Here is a 22221-nt window from a genome sequence, read left to right on the forward strand (position 1 = left end):
TTGGCATCGACCCGGGGTGGCAGCCATGGCCCACGTCGGGGTGCCGGTAGTCTTTCGTCTTGTGAGCGAGAATCCAGAGCACCCAGACTCAGTCAAGAGCCCTGCTGTGGGCCAGCCCCCGATACGGAAAATGGCGGACCCGCACAGGGATGCCGTCGCGGTGGAAAAGGGTGCTGGTTCTGAGCGGGCAGCCGCCCGCCGCCTAGCCAGCACGGGATCTTCCGCCACCAAGATCAAGCTCGAAGCCAGCGCCGCCGGTGAGGACAGCGAACCCATGCGTCCCGCCAGCAGGTTCCCCCAGCTGCCCAGCGACGAGGAGATCGCCGCTGAACTGGACAACGCCGCTCCTGCCAGTGACGCCAACGAGCCCGCTCGGGATGACTCCGGCGTGTTCGTTGAGGACAGTCCCACCACCATGATCCAGCTGCGCCCTCCCGCAGAAGAAGTGGCCAAACGCCAGGCCGCCCGGGAGAAGGCAGCCAACACCAAACCCGTCCTGACCCGCGTGTTCCAGGTGCTGATTGCCGCCTTGTACCCCATTGTTCTTTTGGTGCTCTCCATCCGCCTGGTGACCACCTCCGTGTTCCTGTGGATTGAATACCACCGCCCGGGCTTTCCCGCTGATTCCTTTGGTTTCAGCACCGAGGACCGGCTCACCTACGGGTCCTACACCGTGGATTACCTGCTCAATTTAGCCCCGCCCAGATACTTGGGCGATTTGGTCACCCCCGACGGTGATCCGCTGTTCCTGGCCCGGGAGGTCGGCCACATGGCCGACGTCAAGGACGTCATCGTCATGGCGTTCCTGGTGGGGCTGGTCCTGGCCATAGTCATGGTGATCGGCATGATGTACCTGTCGAAGAAGAGCTTCGGCGGGATCCGCCGGGCCCTGTTCGCCGGTTCCATTGCCACGCTGGCGCTCATTGTGGGGCTGGGAATCTTTGCCGTCACAGGCTGGGAGAAGTTCTTCACCGAGTTCCACAAGATCTTCTTTGCCGACGGTACATGGACGTTCTACACCAACGACACCCTGATTAGGCTCTTCCCCAGCCAGTTCTGGACCGATTCCGGGATCTTCATCGGCGCGTTTGTGCTGATTGTGTCCTCCCTGACGCTGGCCTTCACCTGGCCCACCAAGGACCGCCGCCAGGCAACGGTCGCGGCACAGCGGCCCGGGCGCCGCACCGCCTAACGGCATTTCTGCTTAGTGGCTGCCTAGATCCAGCTGGGCAGCCACATGTGTTGGCGCCAATATTCCTGGGAGATGATTTCCCCGGCCCAGAGCGGGTAGAAATACGCGCTGACGGCCACAACCAAGACCAGGAAGATGCCCACGATCACGGCGCCTTGCTGGCGGCGCCACGGCGGATCGCCCACCTTGCCCAGGATCAGGCCCAGAACCAGCACAATAGCCAGGATGATGAAGGGCTCGTAGGCGATCGCGTAGAAGAAGAAGATGGTGCGGGTGGGGTAGAAAATCCACGGCAGGAACCCTGCGGCAAAACCGGCCAGGATGGCGCCGGCACGCCAGTCGCGCTTGGCGATCCAGTAGCCAATCAGGAACAAGATGGCCAGCGTCCCGCCCCACCAGATGAGCGGGTTGCCCACACTGGTGATGGCCGCCGTGCACTTCTCCGCGGCACAGCCGCCTTGGCCTGCCTCGTAGTTCTGGACGTAGAAGGAAGTGGGCCGGCCCATGACCAGCCAGGACCACGCGTTGGATTTGTACGGGTGGTCCGAGCCCAAGCCCGTATGAAAGTTGTAGGCCGTGGAGTGGTAATGCCACAGCGATCGGAGGGAATCCGGGATCCAGCCCCACGTGCCGGAGGGGTTCTCCGCCCCCCAATTCCTGTCGTACGCGTCCTTGGACAGGAGCCAGCCGGTCCAGGTGGCCAGGTACGTCACGGCGGCCACCGGAACCATGCTGATGAACGCCACGATCCCGTCCTTCCACACGGAACCAAGGACCCAATACTTGATGCCGGCAATGCGGCGGGCGTTCAAGTCCCAGATGACGCTCATCAGGCCAAAAGCGGCCAGGAAGAACAGCCCGGACCACTTGGTGCCGATGCACAGGCCCAGTGCAATGCCCGCAGCCAAACGCCACCAGCGGATCCCTAGCCAGGGACCGTACAGCAATTCCTTGGCCGGAACCCGGCCATCAGCGCCGGCGAGGGCTGCGAGCTTAGCCGCGAGCCGGCGTCGTCCATCATCCCTGTCCATGAGCACTGCGCCAAAGGCCAGCAGGGCAAAGAACATGACAAAAATATCCAGCAACGAGGTCCGCGACTGCACAATGGCGTGGCCGTCAACGGCAAACAGGAGCCCGGCGATGGCACCCAGAATGGTGGACTGGAACATTTTTTGGGCGATCAAGGCGAGCAGGAACACCGAAAGGGTGCCCACCAGCGCCGCCGTAAACCGCCAGCCAAACGTGCTGTCCGATCCAAAGATCCACATGCCGAAAGCGATCATCCACTTGCCTACCGGCGGGTGAACCACATACTCGGCAGTGCTCTCCAAGCTGGTGAAAATGCCCTGGTTGAAGAGGTCATTGGCCTTCTCCGCCCAATTGCGTTCGTAGCCGCTTTGCAAATAGCTGTAGGCGTCCTTGATGTAGTAGGTCTCATCAAAGACCAACGACGGCGGCTGGCCCAGTCGGATGAACCGCAGCAACCCGCCAATCACGGCGGTCAGGGCCGGTGCCAGCCAAAACCAGAGGCGCACATTGACCGGGGAGGTTGGCCGGCGTGCTCCGAGAAGCCTGGCCCGCAAACTTGATTGCGTGAACGCCCGTGCCGGATCACGCACCCACCCCTTGGCGGGGTCGGCAACGGAGGCCTTGGCAGGCTCGGCCGTTGGCCCGCCGTCGCCGGATTTCGGCGCGGGCGGCTCATCGTGGGCAGGGTTGTCCGGGGCCGCCGGGGCGGTATCCATTGCTTGGGATTGCACCCTGCCCATGCTACCCAAGTGGGCCGCTGATGCTGTGGCGCACTACGCTGGTGTCATGGAAGATGACTTTGGCCAAAACGCCGGCACCGCAGATGAACTTGGCGCAGATATTGATGATGACGGCGCTCCCTTGGCCGAGGAAGCCCTTGACTCGTCCATGGCGCCTCCTGTTCGTGAGGGTGAGGGCTACATCATTTTGGCTGCAACGCCCATTGGAAACATGGGCGACGCCTCCGCCCGCCTGATCGCCTGGTTGGGGGCTGCCGACATTGTGGCGGCCGAGGACACCCGCCGCCTGCACCGCCTGGTCACCAGCCTCAACGTCAAAGTGGGTGGCCAGGTCATCAGCTACCACGAGCACAATGAGGCCACCAAGACTGCCGAACTGTTGACCCAGGTCCAGAGCGGCAAGGTCCTGCTCATGGTGACCGACGCCGGCATGCCCTCCGTCTCCGACCCCGGCTTCCGCCTGGTGGCCGCAGCCGTTGAGGCCGGCGTGAAGGTCACGGCCGCGCCGGGTCCCTCAGCCGTGTTGACGGCCTTGGCGTTGTCGGGGCTGCCCACTGACAGGTTCTGCTTTGAGGGCTTCCTGCCGCGCAAATCCGGTGAACGCGCCAGCCGCCTGCACGATCTTGCCGTCGAAAAGCGCACCATGGTGTTCTTTGAAGCACCGCACCGCCTCGAAGCCATGCTGCGTGCCCTGCACACTGCGTTTGGCCCCGCCCGGGCCGGCGCCGTGTGCCGCGAGCTGACCAAGACGTACGAAGAAGTTGTCCGCAAACCACTGTCCGGGCTGTTGGAGTGGGCTGAGACCACTCAGATCCGCGGCGAGATTGCCATTGTGGTGGCCGGTGCCCCGGACAAGGCTACCGGCACCCTCGAGGATCATGTTGCGGCTGTCAATGAGCTCATGTCCCAGGGCATGCGCATGAAGGAAGCCGTTGCTGTCATTGCGCACGACGTCCACGTCAGCAAGCGTGAACTGTACAGCGCGGTGCTCGCCGCCCGCGGCTGAGACTGAACATATGCGTTGAACCCGTGGTGAGTCCTGCGCATAGCAACTTATGCGCTGAACTCACTGCGGGTTTTGCGCATAATTTCAGGGCTCCCAATCCGGCTTGGACCCGCTGTTGTACAAATGCACAGCGAAGTCGCTGTTGGTAGTGCGTACATGCGTAGACACTTTTATTGGCTGAGAACTACCGTGAACTAAAGCACATTGGACTGCTGCATGGCCCAGCCGGTTCGGAGTAATTCCGCCCCGGCCATGCGTCAGCAGTCATGCATTAGCACACGATAAATCGGCCTTCGATAACGTCGTCCAAGCAACTAAGGAGTCATCATGACCGTGACAGCTGCCACCGAACTTACTGAGCGCGAAAGTGCTTTGCTGGCAAGTGTTCCCACAGGACTGCTGATCAATGGTCAATGGCGCAGTGCAGCCTCGGGGAAGACTTTCAGCGTTGAGGACCCCTCCACCGGAAACGTGCTGCTTGAGATTGCCGACGCCGGAGCCGAAGACGGTGCCGCAGCCCTGGACGCCGCCGTCGCCGTCCAGGAAGAATGGGCCGCCACGGCACCGCGTGTTCGTGCCGAGATCCTGCGCCGCGCCTTCGACATGGTCACGGCCCGCGCCGAGGACTTTGCGCTGCTCATGACACTGGAAATGGGCAAGCCGTTGGCTGAAGCCCGTGGCGAAGTGGCCTACGGTGCGGAATTCCTGCGCTGGTTCTCCGAAGAAGCCGTCCGCTCCTTTGGCCGGTACTCAACCAACCCCGAAGGTACCGCCCAGATCCTGGTGCAGAAGAAGCCGGTTGGCCCCTGCCTGTTGATCACGCCCTGGAATTTCCCGCTGGCCATGGCAACCCGCAAGATTGCCCCGGCCATCGCGGCAGGCTGCACCATGGTGCTCAAGCCGGCAAATCTGACTCCTCTCACCAGCCACTTGTTCGCACAGGTCATGATCGAGGCCGGCCTGCCTGCGGGCGTGCTGAACGTGGTTTCCACTACCACCGCCGGCCAGGTTACTGGCCCGCTGATCCAGGACACCCGCCTGCGCAAGCTTTCCTTCACCGGCTCCACACCCGTGGGCCGCCGCCTGCTGGCTGATGCTTCCACCAACGTGCTGCGCACCTCCATGGAACTGGGCGGCAACGCTCCGTTCCTGGTCTTCGAGGATGCTGACATCGAAGCAGCTGTTGACGGTGCCATGGCCGCCAAGCTGCGCAACATGGGTGAGGCCTGCACCGCTGCGAACCGTTTCCTGGTGCACGAATCCGTTGCCGACGAATTTGCCACCAAGTTCGCTGCCAAAATGGGCGCCATGACAACAGGCCGCGGCACCGATCCGGCAACCAAGCTGGGCCCGTTGATCGACGGTAAGAGCCGCGACAAGGTCCACTCCCTGGTGACCGATGCCCTGGCCGACGGCGCCCGCGCCATCACCGGCGGCGCCCACGCCGAAGGCCCCGGCTACTTCTACCAGCCAACGGTGCTGCAGGGTGTTGAGCCTGGCTCACGCATCCTCAGCGAGGAAATCTTTGGCCCGGTGGCACCAATCGTCACGTTCAAGAATGAGGACGAAGCCGTGGCCCTGGCCAACGACACCGAGTATGGCCTGGTGGCCTACGTCTTCACCAAGGACCACAACCGCGGCCTGCGCATGGCCAATCGCATCGAGACGGGCATGATGGGCCTGAACGCCGGAGTCATCTCCAACGCGGCTGCCCCCTTTGGTGGCGTGAAGCAGTCCGGCATGGGCCGTGAAGGAAGCATCGAAGGCATCGCCGAGTACCAGTACACCCAGTACATCGGCTTCCCGAACCCGAACAACGCCTAACGTTTTTCCAACTGACCCGCAGAAAACGGCGAATATTCACGATTTTGACGTGTTTTTCGGCGTTTTCTGCGGGTCAGTTGGCATGTGAAGCTAGGGGCGGGTTAAGAACGACGGCGGCAGGAACGTTGCGCGGAACCGCTGCCACGGCGTTGCTGTGGTTTTCAGACGGGCCAGCAGGGTTTCCAGTGCGTCGGCCAGCTCGTCATTTCCCGGCGCACCATTGCTGTTCTTGCCGCTCTCCGCCTTGCCGTAGGCGGCCTGTTCGTAGGAACTCAACACCAGGGCCAGTCCGCCCGGGTCGCTGCGCCCCAGCATCCGGGAGATCTTTTCGGCATGGCGGGCAGGGGTCAGGGCAGGGTCGTAGTCGTAGCCATAGTCCACGGCCGTCGCCACCAGTTCACGCCATGCCACAAGTGCGTCCGCCGTGCCGGCCAAACCCGTATCAGCCAACCCGGAGCCTCCCAAGCCAGACCCCCAGCGAGGTGAGCCGCGCACCTGGCCCAGGCGGCGGCGTCGAACCACCATGCGGGCCAGCGCAGGCGTGGCCAGCAACAGCAGGAGTGCCGCAGAAACACCCGACACCAATGGCCACCGGTTGGTGGTCGAGGACGCCCCGCCGGCAGCCACGGCAGCAGCAGTGGCGGTGGCACTTGGAGTGGATGTTGGGGTGGCCGAGGCAGCAACTGTGGGTTCGGCGCTGGCTTGAGGAGCCGCGGCGGTGTCGTCCTGGGTATAGTCAGGCACCGAACCGCGTGCGGGGGTTGGCTCAAAGGGAACCCACCCCAGACCCTGGAAGTACAGTTCAGGCCACGCGTGCGCGTCCCGTCCCGTGGCCTGGAAACCGTTCAAGGTCTGCCCGTCCAGCTCGGCCCGCGCGGAGGTGGAAGCGCCCGGAGCGTAGCCCACGGCTATGCGTGAGGGGATGCCCAGCTCACGGGCCATGACGGCCATGGCTGCCGAGAAGTGTATGCAGTATCCGCTCTTGACGTCCAAGAATTTGGCCAGGACGTCCATGCCGGAACCGTCGTAACCGTCCTGCACGGGTGTGTCCAGGCTGTAGGTGAAGGCGCCCGAACGTAAATAGTCCTGCAGCGCCACGGCCTGGGCGTAGGGGGACTGCTGATCTCCTGCCACCTCGCGGGCTGTTGTACCAACAATTGGTGGCACGTTGGCTGGAAGGGCAGAAAAAACGGGGTCCAGTTCAGCCCCGGACGCGGCAGACGCGGTGGACAGCACTGCCCGGCTCAACCGTGGCATTTTGCTGCGCACCGTGTATTGCTGGCCGGCTGTGCTGGAGGTGCTGCTTCTGATGGTTTGACGTTCCGGATCCCACAGCCAACTGCCGTCGAGGCCAGACACATCCGTTACTGAGAGCGGGGCCGGCAGCCACTCGCTGGCAAGGTTGGGGGTGGAGATGACAGTCAGCGTATCGAGCGATGGCACCGAAGCTCCTGCGGCGGGTGCCGGGCTCAGCTGGCCAAGCCCGGGATCGAGGCTGTTGTCAAAACTGGCGGGTTGCCAGATCTTGCCGGTGAAGTCCTCCAAGGTGCTCAGCCGCATGTAGTGGGCACTGGTGGAGTTGGACAAATACGTCAGGGCCACTTCATTGGACTGCTGGCGCAGATTCGCTCCGAGGGAGATCATCGGATCAAGTTCGGATACACCCGAGGGGCCGTTGAGTCGTGAGCCTTGCGGGAACGAGCCCTGCGTGAAGCCCGGGATGGCAGCTGGCAGCAGGGCCGTCAGCAAAACCACGGCAGCACCCAACGCCATGGCCCGGGACAGGATCCCGGTTGGCTGCACCATGCTGGCGGATCGGATTTTCCCTTCGGGGGCATACCAGTTGCAGCAGCCCAGGACCAACAGGTAACCAGCACCGGCGGCCATGAAGCCGACCGTGCCAACTCCTGCCTTGGTGGTCAGCGCTGCCGGCAACATGATCAGCACCAGCCCCAGGGCACTGGCCGCTGGCATGGCCACGGTGATGGCAATAGTGTCGATGAGCAGCGCCGCAAAACCCAGCCCCGCGCAGATCAGAAAGAAGATGGCGGGAGCCGACGGAACCGGTGCGTTGTTCGTCATGATCAAGGTCGATGCGCGGGAGGCCAGTTCCAAGGCGGCCCCCACCGTGGCAGGGGTGGGCACAAACCCCAACAAGGCAGTCCCGGGAAAGAACACCAGGGTCAGGCCCAGGAGCCAACCCAGCAACGCCCCCACGGGCGCAAAGGGACTCAGCGGCAGGCGCCGGCGCAGCAGTGCGGGAAAGAGCAGCGTGCAGGCAACCACGAGGGTGGCCGGCGGGAACCAGCTAAAATCCACCACCAGGCCGCGCAGGCTCAGCGAGGTGCCCATGACAGCGGCAAAAACAGATGCGGCCAGAACCCAGCGCGCCGGCCCCGTTTGGGGCCTGCCCAGGAGCTTGGGTGCCGGTTCGCTGGGAATGCCCCGTCCGACGTCGTGCCCGGGCTCAGGTGTTGCCCTGCCACTGAGCAGCTTGCTCATCGCCCACCGCCCAAGTGCAGGGTCTCTGATTCCAGTTGGGCCCAGGCATCCTCCACGGGGGAGTGGCGTGTCAGGGCGGCGGCCTGCCAGCCTGCGCGGCGCAGGATCTCCAAGGCTTCGCCGGCGTCGGCAGTGTCATGGCACAGCACCAGGGCATAGGCGCCCGCGGATTGCTCGGACGTGCCCGCCAGCAGCAGCGCTTCCTGGGCGCTGAGGGTGCCCGTGATGGCAACGAGGGGGCCGCGGCGCCGCGACTGCTGTAATTTATGGGCCAAGGACTCGGCGAAGGGTTCGCGGTGGGGCACGGTTGCGGTGTGAACCCCGGCCAACTCTACGGCGGCCAAGGCGGCTGAAACCTCAAGGGCAGCCGTTGGCCCGGCAAAGTCCTCCTGTTCCGGATTTGCTGCGGACGGGGAGGAACTGAAGGCAGGCTGGCCCAACTGGTCAAGGATGCGCAGGGTGTACCCGCGCTCCAACAAGTGGCTGGCGACGGAGACGGCCGCCACCACGGCCGTTTCAAACAGCGCCGTGGTCCGCAAGGATCCCGACGAATCAGCCTCGCCGGGGTTTGCCGCCAGCTCCGGGCCAAACGCACCCGGGCGCTGGTCCAAGATCAAGGCAGCCTCGGGGGTGGTGACCGACTCTTCGGCACGCACCATGAGTTTGCCTGCCCTGGCTGTGACCGGCCAGTGAACCCGGCGCAGCGGATCTCCGTGGCGGTATTCGCGGGCCATGGCGTCGTCGTGGCTGGCGTGGGCCGGTGAGCGGCTCGCCTGGGAGCCGTCGTTGCCGCGTGAATCGCCCAGCGAAATTGCCGGCAGCTCCACGGCCGCCGGGGCAACCGTCAGTAAATCCCCGGCGTCGAGGGCCCTTTGGGCAAAAGCCACATCAAAGGGGTCGGTGAAGTGCCCCTTCAGCGGGCCAAGGGTGAATACCCCGCGGTGGCGTGGGTGCAGTTCATAGTGGTAGCGGCTCAACCGCCCGTGCGGCACCACGGGCTGGGGAAAGCTAAAAGGCCGTGCACCATTAAAGCCAGGCGGCAGCGTCTCCACCAGACGGATCCGCGACCCGCCGGGATTGCTGCCACGCACCTCCAAAGTCACGTTGACGGCCAGGCCCACCTGGGAAAGGGACGGGGAGATGTGGCGCTGGACGCTCACCCCGGGCCGGAGCGCATAAATCCCCAGGCAAGCAGCCACCGGCAGCAGGAAACAAAACACTGCCACCATCAACAGGTCACGCCGGCCAAAATATGCGGCCAGCAGCAGGGCCAGGACACCAAAAATGACCAGCAACCAGCCGCGGGGCCGCAAGGGACGTAGCGCAAACACTGTGGACTCCTAGCGGTTCCGGGCGTCCTTTGCGGCACGCCCGTCAGGCATTCCGCCGGGGACGGGAATGCTCGCCAGTACCTCGGCTATGACGGTGGCGGCAGTGACGCCCTGACTGGCAGCCCTTCGCTCAACGATCAATCTGTGGGCCAGCACGTGGTGGGCAAGATGGTGAATGTCGTCCGGGAGCACAAAGCCGCGCCCGGCAAGGGCGGAGGCAGCCTTGGCAGCGCGCAAAAGCTGCAGCAGCGCTCGCGGGCTGGCACCCAGACGCAGATCCGGATGTGCCCGGGTGGCCTGCCCAATATTCACTGTGTACGCCTTCACGGCGGCCGAGACGTGAACTTCCGTGACCAGTTCGATCATCGCGGCCACCTGCTGGGCCGAGGCCACGGGCTGCACCGAATCCAAGGGGTTGACCGACTGGTGGGTTTCCAGCATGGCCAGCTCCGCGCCAGTATCTGGATAGCCCATGGAGATGCGGGCCATGAAACGGTCTCGTTGCGCCTCGGGCAGAGGGTAGGTGCCTTCCATTTCGATGGGATTCTGGGTGGCAATCACCATGAAGGGCTCTTCCAGGGTGTAGCTGGTGCCGTCGACGCTGACCTGGTGCTCCGCCATGGATTCCAGCAGCGCCGACTGTGTTTTGGCCGAGGCCCTGTTGATCTCGTCCCCAATCACCAGATTGGCAAAAATGGCGCCGGGACGGAACTCAAAAGCCTGGGTGGACTGGTTGAAAATGGAGACGCCTGTGATGTCGCTGGGAAGCAGGTCAGGGGTGAACTGAATCCTGTTCACCGAGCAGTCAACGGTGCGGGCCAGCGCCTTGGCCAGCAGGGTTTTGCCCACCCCGGGCACGTCCTCCAGAAGCAGGTGCCCGCCGGCCAGCATGACTGTCAACGCCAGCTTCACGGCTTCTTCCTTGCCGTCAATAACCGTGTTCATGACTGCCATGATGCTCTGGCTCAGCTGGGCAAAGTGCTCGCTGTCCACGGAACGTGGCGCGCGGAACGGTGAAGCCGGCGGCTGACTCACTGGTGCCGGTGCCGGCGAGGCCGCCGTGAAAGTCTCCTGTGCGTTCATGCTCCGCCTCTCAAACTTTCATCCAGATGCACTCAGCATCCGCCTAGTGTGACCAACGCTACTATCCCGCACGCATTTTCGCCCTACCGGCCGCCAAATTCCCTCACGGTAAAGTAAGGGAATATGTGCACTGACGACATTCCCCGCCCTTACCGACCCGCATCGCTCGCCTCCCAGGGCGGCACGCACAGGGGCGATTTCGCGCCGGCGCCCGTGATGCTTGAGGTGCCCATCTATGACAACCACACTCACTTTGACTTTGGTGATTCACCCGTTGAACTGACTGCCGCCCTCGACGCCGCGCAGGCGGTGGGCATTGCAGGGGCCGTACAGGTTGGCTGCGACCTGGAGTCCTCGCGCTTCACGGTGGAGGCGGTCGACGCCGATCCCCGCCTGTTGGGTGCCGTGGCCATCCATCCCAATGATGCCCCCGAGTTGGCCCAGCAGGGTTCCTTGGATGATGCGTTGGTGCAGATTGATGCCATGGCCGCGCACCCCCGGATCCGGGCCATCGGGGAGACCGGTCTGGACTACTTCCGCACCGGGGAGGAAGGCGTGGCGGCACAGCACCACTCCTTCCGGGAACACCTTGACATGGCCAAGCGCCGCGACCTTGCCCTGCAAATCCATTGCCGTGACGCCCACGTGGACGTGCTGAACATTTTGGCGCAGGTGGGCTCGCCCTCACGTCTGGTTTTTCATTGCTTTTCCGGGGACGCGGAACTGGCAAGAATCTGCAACGAGAACGGCTGGTACATGTCCTTTTCGGGCACGGTGACGTTTAAAAATGCAAAAAATCTTCGCGAAGCCCTGGTGGTTGCCGATCCGGCGCTGATCCTGGCCGAGACGGATGCGCCATTTTTGACGCCCCACCCCTTCCGAGGGCGGCCCAATGCCAGCTACATGCTGCCCTACACGGTGCAAAGCATGGGACAAATTCTGGGCCGTGAGGTCAACGAACTCAGCCTGGCGATACGTCAAAATACAGAGGCTGTCTACGGTTCGTGGGCTGATTAAGCGTATTTGAGCCTGTCGAGTTCATCACTTTTCCGTTATCAACTCTTGTCCACTTGATCACGATTAGGTTACGCTGGGGAACTATTAGCCGTGGTCGGGGAAGGCCAACGGATCAAATGCTGCCGGATTCACGCCTTGTTCGTGGTTCGGGGCGAACGTTCGCAAGAACAATTTTTACAGTGCAGTCCGTGGTGGTTTGCGGACTAAATCTGTTCATGATTGCTTCCTTACTTCTCCGTGCCCGGGTGCTCTAGCAGTTACGGGAACAAGTGAATTTTCTCTACAAAACCGATGGCAAACTGAGCTTTTTGAAGCTTGCCGGCCAAGCCGCCGTCCTGGTGGCTCTGGTAGCCGGACTGCTCACCTTCACCGGTACCAGCAAGTCCGTCACTTTGGTCATGGATGGCCAGAGTAGTTCAGTTCAAGCCTTCGGCGGGTCCGTGGCAGATGTGCTCAAGGGTGCAAATGTGAGCGTGACCGGAGAAGACCACGTCAGCCCCGCGCTGGACACTGCTGTTGTTGACGGCGACGTTGTCACCGTCAACACAGCCAAAGACATTACCGTGAGCCTGGACGGTGCAGAAAAAACTGTCACCACCACCTCCACCAAGATCAGCGGCTTGATCAGCCAATTGGGCATCGCCGCCAATGCACGCCTGTCAGTTCCGGCGGACACCCTGCTGGCAAATTCCAGTGACATCAGCATCATCACCCCCAAGCAGGTCACCCTGGTGGCTGACGGCAAGAAGACCGTCAAAACCACTACGGCCCAGGATGTTTCGGCAGTTCTCGCCGAAGCCGGCCTGAATTTGGCTCCCACGGACCAGGTATCCGTCCCGGGCGTGGCCACGGTGGTGGAAAACATGGTGGTCAAGGTTACCCGGGTGAATACCAACGGCACCGACACGGCCACCGAAGCCGTCGCCTTTGAGTCTGAGCAAAAAGTGGACGCCGAACTTTTCAAGGATGAGAAGAAAACCACCCGCGAAGGTGTCGCCGGCTCGTTGGAAAAAACGTTCAGGACTGTCACCATTGACGGCGCCGTGGTCAGCCGCACCGAGACCGGGTCCAAGGTTGTGGTGGCCCCTGTTGCCGCGCAAATCTCCGTAGGCAGCAAGGAACGCCCCGCTCCGAAGGCGGAAGCCGCAGCCACCCCCGCCGCTGGCGCCAACACCGGTGCCAGTGCCCCGGCCATGTCCAATGAGGCCATGTGGGACGCCATCGCCCAGTGTGAGTCAACTGGCAACTGGGCCATCAACTCCGGCAACGGCTACTACGGCGGCCTGCAGTTCGACATTGGCACCTGGATTGGGGCCGGTGGCGGAGCCTACGCCCCCAACGCCAGCCTGGCCACCAAGGCCCAGCAGATTGACATAGCTAACAAGGTGTACGCAACGCGCGGCTTGCAGCCGTGGGGCTGCGCGCACGCCGCGGGCTAGCACCAAAAAAGTAAATACAGTCCTAATCACACACTCCCTTGCCGGTTTTCATGCCAGCAGGGGAGTGAGTGCGTTAATAGCGGCTACGATTATTTAGTGACCGCACCCGAGCCCAGCCCCGCACCCCAGCCACTGCTGGGTGCCACCGAGATCCGTCGACTTGCGGAGGAGATTGGTGTGCGTCCCACTAAAACACTGGGACAGAACTTTGTTATTGACGGCAACACCATTCGCAGAATTGTGGCTGCAGCCAAGGTGGACCCCACCGAGACGGTCCTTGAGGTTGGTCCCGGCCTGGGCTCGCTGACCCTGGGTCTGCTGGACGCCGCCGCCCGCGTGGTGGCTGTTGAAATTGATCCGGTCCTGGCGGCGAAGCTGCCCTCCACGGTGGCCGCGTTCCGCCCCGCATTGGCGGGAAACCTCGACGTCGTCCTCTCCGACGCTATGCGCGTCACCGAACTGCCAGCCGAACCCACCGCGTTGGTGGCGAATCTGCCGTACAACGTGGCAGTTCCTGTGGTGTTGCACCTGCTGGAACACTTCCCGTCGCTCAAGCATGGGCTGGTCATGGTCCAGGATGAAGTGGCTGACCGCATGGTGGCCGGGCCCGGCTCCAAGACGTACGGCGTGCCGTCGGTCAAGGGCGCCTGGTATTCACAGATGCGCAAGGCCGGCGTCATTGGCATGAACGTTTTTTGGCCGGCACCGAAGATCTCCTCGGGCTTGGTGGAGTTCACCCGCCGCGAACCACCGAAGACCCACGCCAGCCGTGAAGAAGTTTTCGCCGTCATTGATGCAGCATTCGCCCAGCGCCGCAAGACCCTGCGCGCAGCGCTTGCCGGGTGGGCCGGCGGGGCGGCACAGGCCGAAACGTACCTGCGCCAGGCCGGGGTGGATCCCAGCGCCCGCGGCGAAGTCATTGATGTGATTGCCTATGCACGCATCGCCGAAGCCAAGATTTCCGCCACGGTCTAACCATGGATCCCTTCAACAAGGCTGCCGGCACGTCCAGGGACACCGGCGCGGCACGTGGGCCGGACACCTCGGCCACGGCTGATGTTTTTGCCAACGACCCCTTGTGGGCTGCCCGTCCGCGCCACGTCAAAGTGCGTGCGCCGGGGAAAATCAATGCCTTCTTTCAGGTGGGCCCGCTCCGGCCGGACGGGTACCACTCCGTAGCCAGCACGTATCTGGCGGTTTCACGCTATGAAGAAGTGCTGGTCACGGTCAAGCCCGGCACGGACGCCACGGACATCACCGTGAGCATCGGTGCGGGAAGCACGTTGGATCCTGTTGACCTGGCCAATATTCCGCTGGACAAAGGCAACCTCGCCGTCCAAGCAGCGCTGCTGGTGGCTGACATCAGCGCCAACCCCAGCGGCATCCACATCGAAATCACCAAACATGTCCCCATCGCCGGCGGCATGGGCGGCGGCTCGGCGGATGCTGCAGCCACCCTGGTGGCCTGCGATGCACTCTGGCACACCGGGCTCTCCCGCGAGGAACTCTCACAACTGGGCTCAGAACTGGGCGCCGACGTGCCGTTCGCACTCTTGGGAGGTGCCGCCGTCGGGCTTGGCATCGGGGACAAGCTCACGGCAGCCCTGGCACCCACGCCCCTGCACTGGGTTCTGGTGCCGGCAGGTTTTGGGCTGTCCACGCCCGTTGTTTACGGCACCCTCGATGCTCTGCGGGAGGCGTCCGGGCGAGAGGTGCGCGAGCCGGAGCAGGTAGAGGCCGGCGTTTTGGCTGCCCTGCGGGCGGGGGATCCGCACGCGCTGGCACCGTTCCTGCGCAACGATCTGGGGGCCGCGGCGGAAAGTTTGGCACCGGCCCTGAGCGAGGTGCTGGCCCTGGGGGACGAGCTGGGTGCGCTGGCGTCCTTGGTTTCCGGCTCCGGCCCCACGCTGGCGTTCCTGGCCTCAGATGCCGACGATGCCAGCGACCTCGCCGCAGCGTTGGCCGAGCACGGCCACCAGGCGTGGGCTGTGGAAGGCCCCGTGCACGGCGCCGCAATCATCCCCTAAATTTATTTGTCCTCTTAATAATTTGTTGTAAGGAAAGTGGTACCACGTGGCTCATTTGCTTGGCGGGGAAAATCTTAGCGTTGCCTTCGCCACCCGAACCGTCCTCGACGGTGTCAGTGTCGGCCTGGAAGAAGGGGACCGCATTGGCATTGTGGGCCGCAACGGCGACGGCAAGTCCACGCTGATGCGCCTGCTGGCCGGGCGGCAGAGTCCGGATTCCGGCCGCGTCACTGTGCGCGGCGGCGTCCAGGTCAGTTACCTGGACCAGACTGACGTGCTCGACGGCGAGGACACTGTGGGCTTCGCGATTGTGGGGGAGGCCGCCGATCACGAGTGGGCCTCCAACCCCAAGATCCGCGAAATCATGGGCGCACTGGTGGGCGAGGTCGACTGGCACGCCAACATTCACTCGCTCTCCGGCGGGCAGAAGCGCCGCGTGGCCCTGGCCAAGCTGCTCATTGGCGATGACGACGTCATCATGCTCGATGAGCCCACCAACCACCTTGACGTTGAGGGCGTGGCCTGGCTGGCCAAGCACCTCAAGCAGCGCTGGCGTGCCAACGAGGGCGCTTTCGTGGTGGTCACCCACGATCGCTGGTTCCTGGATGAAGTGTGTACCCGCACCTGGGAAGTCCATGACGGCATCATTGACCCGTTCGACGGCGGTTACGCCGCCTATGTACTGGCCCGCGCCGAGCGTGACCGGTCTGCGTCCGTGATGGAGTCCAAGCGCGTGCAGCTGGTCAAGAAGGAGCTGGCCTGGTTGCGCCGCGGCGCCCCTGCCCGGACGGCCAAGCCGAAGTTCCGCATTGAGGCCGCCAACGAATTGATCGCCGATGTGCCAGAACCCCGCGACACCGTGGCCCTGTCCAAAATGGCCACCGCGCGCTTGGGCAAGGACGTCATTGACTTAGAAAACGTGTCCCTGAGCTACGGCGAGAAGGAACTGTTCAACAACATCACCCTGCGCCTGGCTCCGGGGGAGCGGCTTGGCCTGGTCGGCGTCAATGGTGCCGGCAAGACCACCTTGCTGCAGCTGCTCAACGGTGAGGTCCCGCCGTCGTCCGGCAAGGTCAAGCGCGGAAGCACTGTCAAAACGGCCGTGCTGACCCAGGAAGTCAAGGAGCTCGACGACGTCCTGAACATGCGCGTCATTGAGGTCATCGAGCGCGAAAAGCGTTCATTCGAGGTGGGCGGCAAGGACATGACGGCCGGGCAGCTCGTGGAGCAGCTCGGGTTCACCAAGGACAAGCAGTGGACCATGGTGAAGGACCTCTCCGGTGGTGAGCGCAGGCGCTTGCAGCTGTTGCGCCTGCTGGTGGGGGAGCCGAACGTGCTCATGCTCGATGAGCCCACCAACGACCTCGACACCGACACCTTGGCGGCCGTGGAAGATGTGCTTGATGGTTGGCCCGGCACCCTGGTTGTGGTCTCGCACGATAGGTACCTGCTGGAGCGCGTCACCGACCACCAGATGGCTCTCCTGGGCGACGGCAAGCTGCGCGGCCTTCCCGGCGGCGTGGATCAGTACCTGGAACTGCGCGAGAACGCCGGACTGGCACCCTCCTCCGGCAGTCCGAGTGCCGCCCCTGCGCCGTCGGGCCCCACTGAAGGTGAAAAGCGTGATGCCCGCAAGGTGCTGAACCGTTTGGAGCGCCAGCTGGGCAAGAACTCAGCCGCGGAGGCCAAGCTGCACGAGAAGATGGCCGCCCATGTGGGCGAGTACGACGTCCTGGCTGACCTTCAAGCCAAGCTGGCCAAGCTTGCCACTGAGCGCGAAGGCCTTGAACTGGAGTGGCTGGACGCCTCGGCCGTCCTGGAGTAACCCGCTTCTGCGGAACCCTGAACGTATGCGCTGAACCCGTGGCGAGTTTTGCGCATGAGTACCTATGCGTGGAACTCGCCACGGGTTTCACGCATAATTTCAGAGCCCTGAACTTATGCGTGAAACTCGTGGTCAGTTTTCCGCATAATTTCATGGTTGCGGCCTTTGCTTCCTCCACAGCGGCACGTGGGGGCTCTTTTGTCCCCAATTACGACGCCGAGGCTGCCGCCATCGCGGCATTCGGCCCACCCTTGATGCATGGGCGAGAACAGGGATGAAAAAAGTCAGGCGCTGGTGCAAGCCATTGATCGCCGAGGCGGCGTTGCCCGCCGCAAGGACCTTGTGGCTCTCGGGTTCACCACCTGGGACTTTCACCAGGGCGAGGCGCAGGGATTGCTCAGAGCCGTTGCGAGGGGACACTACGCATTGCCCCACGCCAACCCGGCGGACATCTGGCTGGCCAACCACCAAGCCAGACGGACGTGCTTGAGCAAAGTTGCGGATCTGGGACTGTGGTTGTTGGTGGAACCGCGGCAAACCCATGTTGCCGCGGCGCACGGGCGCCCTGTTGCCGGGTGCTTGGTGCACCGGGTCAGTGGCGGGCAATCGATGGTTAATATCCTGCGCCAGTGCGTGCAATGCGGCACCCAGCTTGAAGCCCTCGTGGTTCTTGAATCCGCGGTGGTCAAGAAAAAGTGCACCATTGGGCGGTTGCGCAGGGAATTCAGTGGTCGTGAGGACACAGCCGGCCGCGCCATTGTGGCCATGATTGATCCGCAGTCCATGTCCATCACCGAAACCTGCGGGCGCTACCATCTGCGCCAGGCCGGGTACAACGTGCAAGGGCAGGCGTTTATCAAAGATGCCGGGCATCTGGACCTGTTGGTTGAGGGCGTTCTGGGCATTGAGACGGATGGGGAAAAGTATCACAACACCCCGGAGGGCTGGGCCGAGGATCTTAGGCGCGACACCATGTACGTGCTCAACGGGATCTGGCGGCTGCGGATACCGGCAGCCGTTGTGCTGTACCACCCCGAACTCATGCTCCGTTGGGTGGAACAAGCCTTGGCGATGATCCGTTCCAAGTGACATCCCGCCTGCGTCAGCACGGAAAGTGCTGTGACCTTTGACACCTGCCGCCACGAATTTGCCCGCCACGGTGGCTCTCAACTCGCGAAATATGCCACCGGCGTGGCACACTATATTCTCGTGAGCTTCTAGCGAGAGCATGTAGCGCACGGTCCGCCCTGGTGTAATGGCAGCACCCCAGCCTTTGGAGCTGTGGAGTATAGGTTCGAATCCTATGGGCGGAACCACTTTTGTACGCGATCTGGCACAACGCCCGAGCAGGTACCATGGAATAGTTTCCCATTGCGTACGTTTTAAGACGGACTCTGGTCCGGGCAGGAGTGCCACTTAGTGAGCCCCCAAGAAATCCCCACCGATATTCCGGCAGCTGTCATCGTTTTGGCTGCCGGCGCTGGCACCAGAATGAAGTCGCGCACACCCAAGATCCTCCATCCCCTGGGCGGAATTTCCATGGTGGGCCATGCCTTGGCAGCAGCCAAGGGCCTGAACCCTGCCAAGCTTGCCGTGGTGGTTCGCCACGAGCGCGATCTGGTGGCCGGTCACATTGCGGGGCTGGATGCGGCTGCACAGATCGTGGACCAGGATGAGATCCCCGGCACCGGCCGCGCAGTGCAGCAGGCCCTGGATGCCCTGGACGCTGGCGCCGAAGTCAGCGGCACCGTGGTGGTCACCTATGGCGATGTTCCCCTCCTGACCACCGAGCTGCTGGCCGAGCTTGTCGCCACGCACTCAGCCGACAACAACGCCGTGACGGTTTTGACGGCAGTTCTCGACGACGCAGCCGGTTACGGCCGGATCCTGCGCGACGAGGCAGACGGCACCGTGCTGGGCATTCGCGAGCACAAGGACGCCACGGACGCGGAACGTGAAATCCGCGAGATCAACTCAGGCATTTACGCTTTCAACGCCGCAGTCCTGCGCAAGGCGCTCAAGAACGTCACCACGGACAACAACCAGGGTGAGATGTACCTGACGGATGTTTTGGCGTTGGCCAGGGCCGACGGCGGTCGGGTTGCCGCCGTCTCCACAACTGACCGCTGGCAGGTGGAAGGCGCCAACGACCGCGTGCAGCTCTCCGCGCTGGGCGCAGAGCACAACCGCCGCATCGTTGAGGCCTGGATGCGCGCTGGCGTCAGCATCATCGACCCCGCCTCCACATGGATCGACTCCACTGTGCAGCTCGATGAAGACGTCACCATCCTGCCCGGCACCCAACTGCACGGAAAAACTACAGTGGCGCGCGACGCCGTCGTAGGTCCCGATTCCACGCTGACCGACGTCCAGATCGCGGCAGGGGCGGAAGTGACCCGCACGCACGGCTCCGGTGCCATCATCGGGGAGGGCGCCCACGTGGGCCCGTTCACCTACCTGCGTCCGGGCACAGTGTTGGGCGCCGACGGCAAGATTGGTGCGTTCTATGAAACCAAGAACGTCACGATCGGCCGCGGTTCCAAGCTCAGCCACCTGGGCTATGCCGGGGACGCGGAGATCGGCGAGGACACCAACATTGGCTGCGGCAACATCACGGCCAACTTCGACGGCGTGAACAAGCACCGCACCGTCATTGGTTCGGGCGTGCGCACGGGCTCCAACACGGTGTTCGTGGCCCCGGTAACTGTGGGCGACGGTGCCTTCACGGGCGCCGGCGCCATTGTGCGCAAGGACGTTCCGGCGGGTGCCTTGAGCATGACCGTGGCACCCCAGCGCAATGCCGAGGGTTGGACTATGGCCAACAGGCCCGGCAGCATCCCCGCGCAAGCGGCGCAAAATGCCAGCAACTAAGACTTCTCAACTACCCCACCATTGCGAGAAAGCGAACCCATGAGCGAACTTAGCCACAACGTCGACAAGAAACTGGTCCTGGCGTCCGGCCGCGCCCACCCCGAGCTGGCTGAAGAAGTGGCGCGCTGCCTGGGCACGGAACTGCTGCCGATGTCTGCCTACGACTTCGCCAACGGGGAAATCTACGTCCGGTCCGGCGAGAGCGTGCGCGGCAAGGAAGTGTTCATCATCCAGGCCCACCCGGCCCCGTTGAACAACTGGCTCATGGAGCAGCTCATCATGGTTGACTCCATGAAGCGCGCCTCGGCCCGTGGCATCACCGTGGTGGCGCCGTTCTACCCGTACTCACGCCAGGACAAGAAGGGCCGCGGCCGCGAGCCGATCTCGGCGCGCCTGGTTGCTGACCTGTACAAGACCGCGGGCGCGGACCGCATCATGAGCGTTGATCTTCACACGGCGCAGATTCAGGGTTTCTTCGACGGCCCCGTTGATCACCTCTTCGCGATTCCGTTGCTGGCTGATCACATTCGCACCATCGTGGGGGACGACGACGTCACTGTTGTCTCGCCCGACACCGGCCGCGTGCGTGTGGCTGAGCAGTGGGCCGAGCGCTTGGGTGGGGCGCCGCTGGCCTTCGTGCACAAGTCACGCGACTTGACGGTGCCTAACCAGGCCGTTTCCAAGACTGTTGTGGGGCAGGTTGAGGGACGCACCTGCGTTTTGATCGATGACATGATCGACACCGGTGGAACCATCGCCGGCGCAGTCCGCGTTTTGAAGGATGCCGGCGCCAAGGATGTCATCATCGCCGCAACGCACGCCATCTTCTCCGACCCGGCCGCCGAACGCCTGGCCAACTGTGGTGCACGCGAAGTGGTTGTCACCAACACGCTGCCCATCCCGGAAGAGAAGCGCTTCCCCACGCTGACAGTGCTCTCCATTGCACCGTTGCTGGCCCGCGCCATCAAGGAAGTCTTCGAGGACGGCTCAGTAACGAGCCTGTTCGACGGCAACGCATAGCACTTAGCGCTAACAACTGACGGCCGCTTCCCTTCGGAGGCGGCCGTTTGCGTATGCGCTGCGCTGGCGCCCGAGGAGGCGCATGATTTGCCGGGTTGATTCATCCACAACCGCTGCTGGATTGGCTCTTGTCCACATTGACGACGCCGGGGCTACCGCGGCTCCCGCTGTTTGGGAACCATGGGTGACATGACACATGAAGATGACCTCAAGAGCAGCACAGTGGTGGCCGAACTTGTTCGGCGGGGCAAAGTGGCACGGCGCAAGGACCTGCTGGTCAGTGGCTGCACGGATTGGGGCGTCAGCGTGGCCGAGCGCAATGGATTGATCAGAAGGATTGGCCGCGGCTATGTGGCACTGCCAGATGCAGACCCACTGGATGTTCGGCTGGCGCGGCACCAGGCGAGACGAACCTGCTTCAGCAAAGCTGAACAACTGGGGTTGTGGATCATCACGGCGCCGGAAGCACCGCATGTGGCCGCGGCCCATGGACGTCCAGTTCCGGGATGTGTGGTCCACAGGGTCAGGGGCCCGCAGTCGCTGATGGACATTTTGCGGCAATGCGTCCAGTGCGGCACGGAAGCGGAAGCGCTGGTTGTGCTGGAATCTGCTGTGGTCCTCAAGAAATGCACCATTCCCCAACTGCGGGCTGCTTTTACGGGGCGGACAGGGGCCAAGGGGCGGACCATCATCGAGATGCTTGATCCGCAGTCCATGTCCATAGTGGAAACCTTGGCCAGGTACTACTTGCGCCAACAGGGATACAACGTGCAGAGCCAGTTCTATGTCAAGGGCGTGGGGCATCTGGACCTGCTGATAGAAGGACTCCTTGGCCTGGAAACCGACGGGGAGCGCTACCACAACACGCCTTCGGGGTGGGCCGACGATTTGATGCGGAACAACCTGCTGGTCATGGAGGGGCGGAAGTGTTTGCGGGTGAGCGCCCAAATGGTGCTCCATCGGCCCGATATTCTGTGCGACTGGGTACGCCAGGCACTTGCAACCATCAGCTCAGAAACAAAGTGACCCCTGAGCCTGCATTCAGCTTTGCGTATGCGCAGTGTTGGAGTCTGCCGCGGCGCAGCTGTCTCACGGGCGCAGCGCTGGCCGCCACCATGGCGCATAGCCCAAAACGCTTTGCACATGCGCAGCGCTGGCCGCCACTATGGCGCATAGCCCAAGGGCACTTTGGGTATGCGCAGCGCTGGAGTCTGCCGCGGCGCAGCTGTCTCACGGGCGCAGCGCTGGCCGCCACCATGGCGCATAGCCCAAAACGCTTTGCACATGCGCAGCGCTGGCCGCCACTATGGCGCAT

General features: G+C 63.2%; 16 protein-coding genes and 1 tRNA gene. 13 read left to right on the top strand and 4 right to left on the bottom strand.

Translation table 11 applies throughout. The features are described from left to right. Positions 1-61: 61 nt before the first annotated feature. Positions 62-1192 carry a TIGR01906 family membrane protein gene (locus tag CVS27_RS03050; protein WP_243400026.1) on the top strand — a complete coding sequence of 377 codons (1131 nt, stop codon included), beginning with the start codon at positions 62-64 and terminating at the stop codon, positions 1190-1192. 23 nt (positions 1193-1215) lie between these two features. Here CVS27_RS03050 and CVS27_RS03055 read toward each other — a convergent pair whose 3' ends face one another. Further along, positions 1216-2961: a dolichyl-phosphate-mannose--protein mannosyltransferase gene (locus CVS27_RS03055; protein ID WP_103464268.1), complete on the bottom strand. Its 1746-nt coding sequence runs from the start codon at positions 2959-2961 to the stop codon at positions 1216-1218. 148 nt (positions 2962-3109) lie between these two features. Here CVS27_RS03055 and rsmI point away from each other — a divergent pair, with 148 nt between their 5' ends. Together rsmI and CVS27_RS03065 are read left to right on the top strand one after the other, a co-directional pair. Beyond that, positions 3110-3967: a 16S rRNA (cytidine(1402)-2'-O)-methyltransferase gene (gene rsmI, locus CVS27_RS03060; RefSeq protein ID WP_103464423.1), complete on the top strand. Its 858-nt coding sequence runs from the start codon at positions 3110-3112 to the stop codon at positions 3965-3967. A gap of 327 nt (positions 3968-4294) precedes the next feature. After that, positions 4295-5791, top strand: a complete 1497-nt coding sequence (locus tag CVS27_RS03065; RefSeq protein WP_103464269.1) for an NAD-dependent succinate-semialdehyde dehydrogenase — start codon at positions 4295-4297, stop codon at positions 5789-5791. 90 nt (positions 5792-5881) lie between these two features. Here CVS27_RS03065 and CVS27_RS03070 read toward each other — a convergent pair whose 3' ends face one another. Genes CVS27_RS03070 through CVS27_RS03080 form a run of 3 tightly spaced genes read right to left on the bottom strand, consistent with a single transcriptional unit; the run spans position 5882 to position 10707 of the window. Then, positions 5882-8293: a transglutaminase TgpA family protein gene (locus CVS27_RS03070; protein WP_103464270.1), complete on the bottom strand. Its 2412-nt coding sequence runs from the start codon at positions 8291-8293 to the stop codon at positions 5882-5884. Continuing rightward, positions 8290-9624, bottom strand: a complete 1335-nt coding sequence (locus CVS27_RS03075) for a DUF58 domain-containing protein (protein ID WP_103464271.1) — start codon at positions 9622-9624, stop codon at positions 8290-8292. Before CVS27_RS03075 ends, CVS27_RS03070 begins: the two co-directional genes overlap by 4 nt. A gap of 9 nt (positions 9625-9633) precedes the next feature. Then, on the bottom strand, positions 9634-10707 hold the full coding sequence (locus CVS27_RS03080) for an AAA family ATPase (RefSeq protein WP_103464272.1): 1074 nt from the start codon (positions 10705-10707) through the stop codon (positions 9634-9636). A 123-nt stretch (positions 10708-10830) separates the two neighbouring features. Here CVS27_RS03080 and CVS27_RS03085 point away from each other — a divergent pair, with 123 nt between their 5' ends. The 10 genes from CVS27_RS03085 (at position 10831) to CVS27_RS03130 (ending at position 21932) form a co-directional block, all read left to right on the top strand. Further along, complete coding sequence (locus CVS27_RS03085; protein ID WP_103464273.1) at positions 10831-11724, top strand: TatD family hydrolase; 894 nt, start codon at positions 10831-10833, stop codon at positions 11722-11724. A gap of 308 nt (positions 11725-12032) precedes the next feature. Beyond that, positions 12033-13163 carry a resuscitation-promoting factor gene (locus CVS27_RS03090; protein WP_243400028.1) on the top strand — a complete coding sequence of 377 codons (1131 nt, stop codon included), beginning with the start codon at positions 12033-12035 and terminating at the stop codon, positions 13161-13163. Between the two features lie 96 nt (positions 13164-13259). Continuing rightward, on the top strand, positions 13260-14138 hold the full coding sequence (gene rsmA, locus CVS27_RS03095; RefSeq protein WP_103464275.1) for a 16S rRNA (adenine(1518)-N(6)/adenine(1519)-N(6))-dimethyltransferase RsmA: 879 nt from the start codon (positions 13260-13262) through the stop codon (positions 14136-14138). A 2-nt stretch (positions 14139-14140) separates the two neighbouring features. Beyond that, positions 14141-15190 carry a 4-(cytidine 5'-diphospho)-2-C-methyl-D-erythritol kinase gene (locus CVS27_RS03100; protein WP_103464276.1) on the top strand — a complete coding sequence of 350 codons (1050 nt, stop codon included), beginning with the start codon at positions 14141-14143 and terminating at the stop codon, positions 15188-15190. A 46-nt stretch (positions 15191-15236) separates the two neighbouring features. Beyond that, positions 15237-17015, top strand: a complete 1779-nt coding sequence (locus CVS27_RS03105) for an ABC-F family ATP-binding cassette domain-containing protein (protein ID WP_103464277.1) — start codon at positions 15237-15239, stop codon at positions 17013-17015. A 258-nt stretch (positions 17016-17273) separates the two neighbouring features. Then, positions 17274-18104: a type IV toxin-antitoxin system AbiEi family antitoxin domain-containing protein gene (locus CVS27_RS03110; RefSeq protein ID WP_103464278.1), complete on the top strand. Its 831-nt coding sequence runs from the start codon at positions 17274-17276 to the stop codon at positions 18102-18104. 152 nt (positions 18105-18256) lie between these two features. Beyond that, positions 18257-18331 (top strand) — tRNA-Gln (locus CVS27_RS03115). 103 nt (positions 18332-18434) lie between these two features. Next, complete coding sequence (gene glmU, locus CVS27_RS03120; RefSeq protein WP_103464279.1) at positions 18435-19886, top strand: bifunctional UDP-N-acetylglucosamine diphosphorylase/glucosamine-1-phosphate N-acetyltransferase GlmU; 1452 nt, start codon at positions 18435-18437, stop codon at positions 19884-19886. Between the two features lie 39 nt (positions 19887-19925). Further along, positions 19926-20906: a ribose-phosphate diphosphokinase gene (locus CVS27_RS03125; protein ID WP_103464280.1), complete on the top strand. Its 981-nt coding sequence runs from the start codon at positions 19926-19928 to the stop codon at positions 20904-20906. A gap of 189 nt (positions 20907-21095) precedes the next feature. Beyond that, complete coding sequence (locus tag CVS27_RS03130; protein WP_133162860.1) at positions 21096-21932, top strand: putative endonuclease domain-containing protein; 837 nt, start codon at positions 21096-21098, stop codon at positions 21930-21932. Positions 21933-22221 lie beyond the last annotated feature (289 nt).

The sequence above is a fragment of the Arthrobacter glacialis genome (assembly GCF_002909445.1).
Taxonomy (GTDB): Bacteria; Actinomycetota; Actinomycetes; order Actinomycetales; family Micrococcaceae; genus Specibacter; species Specibacter glacialis.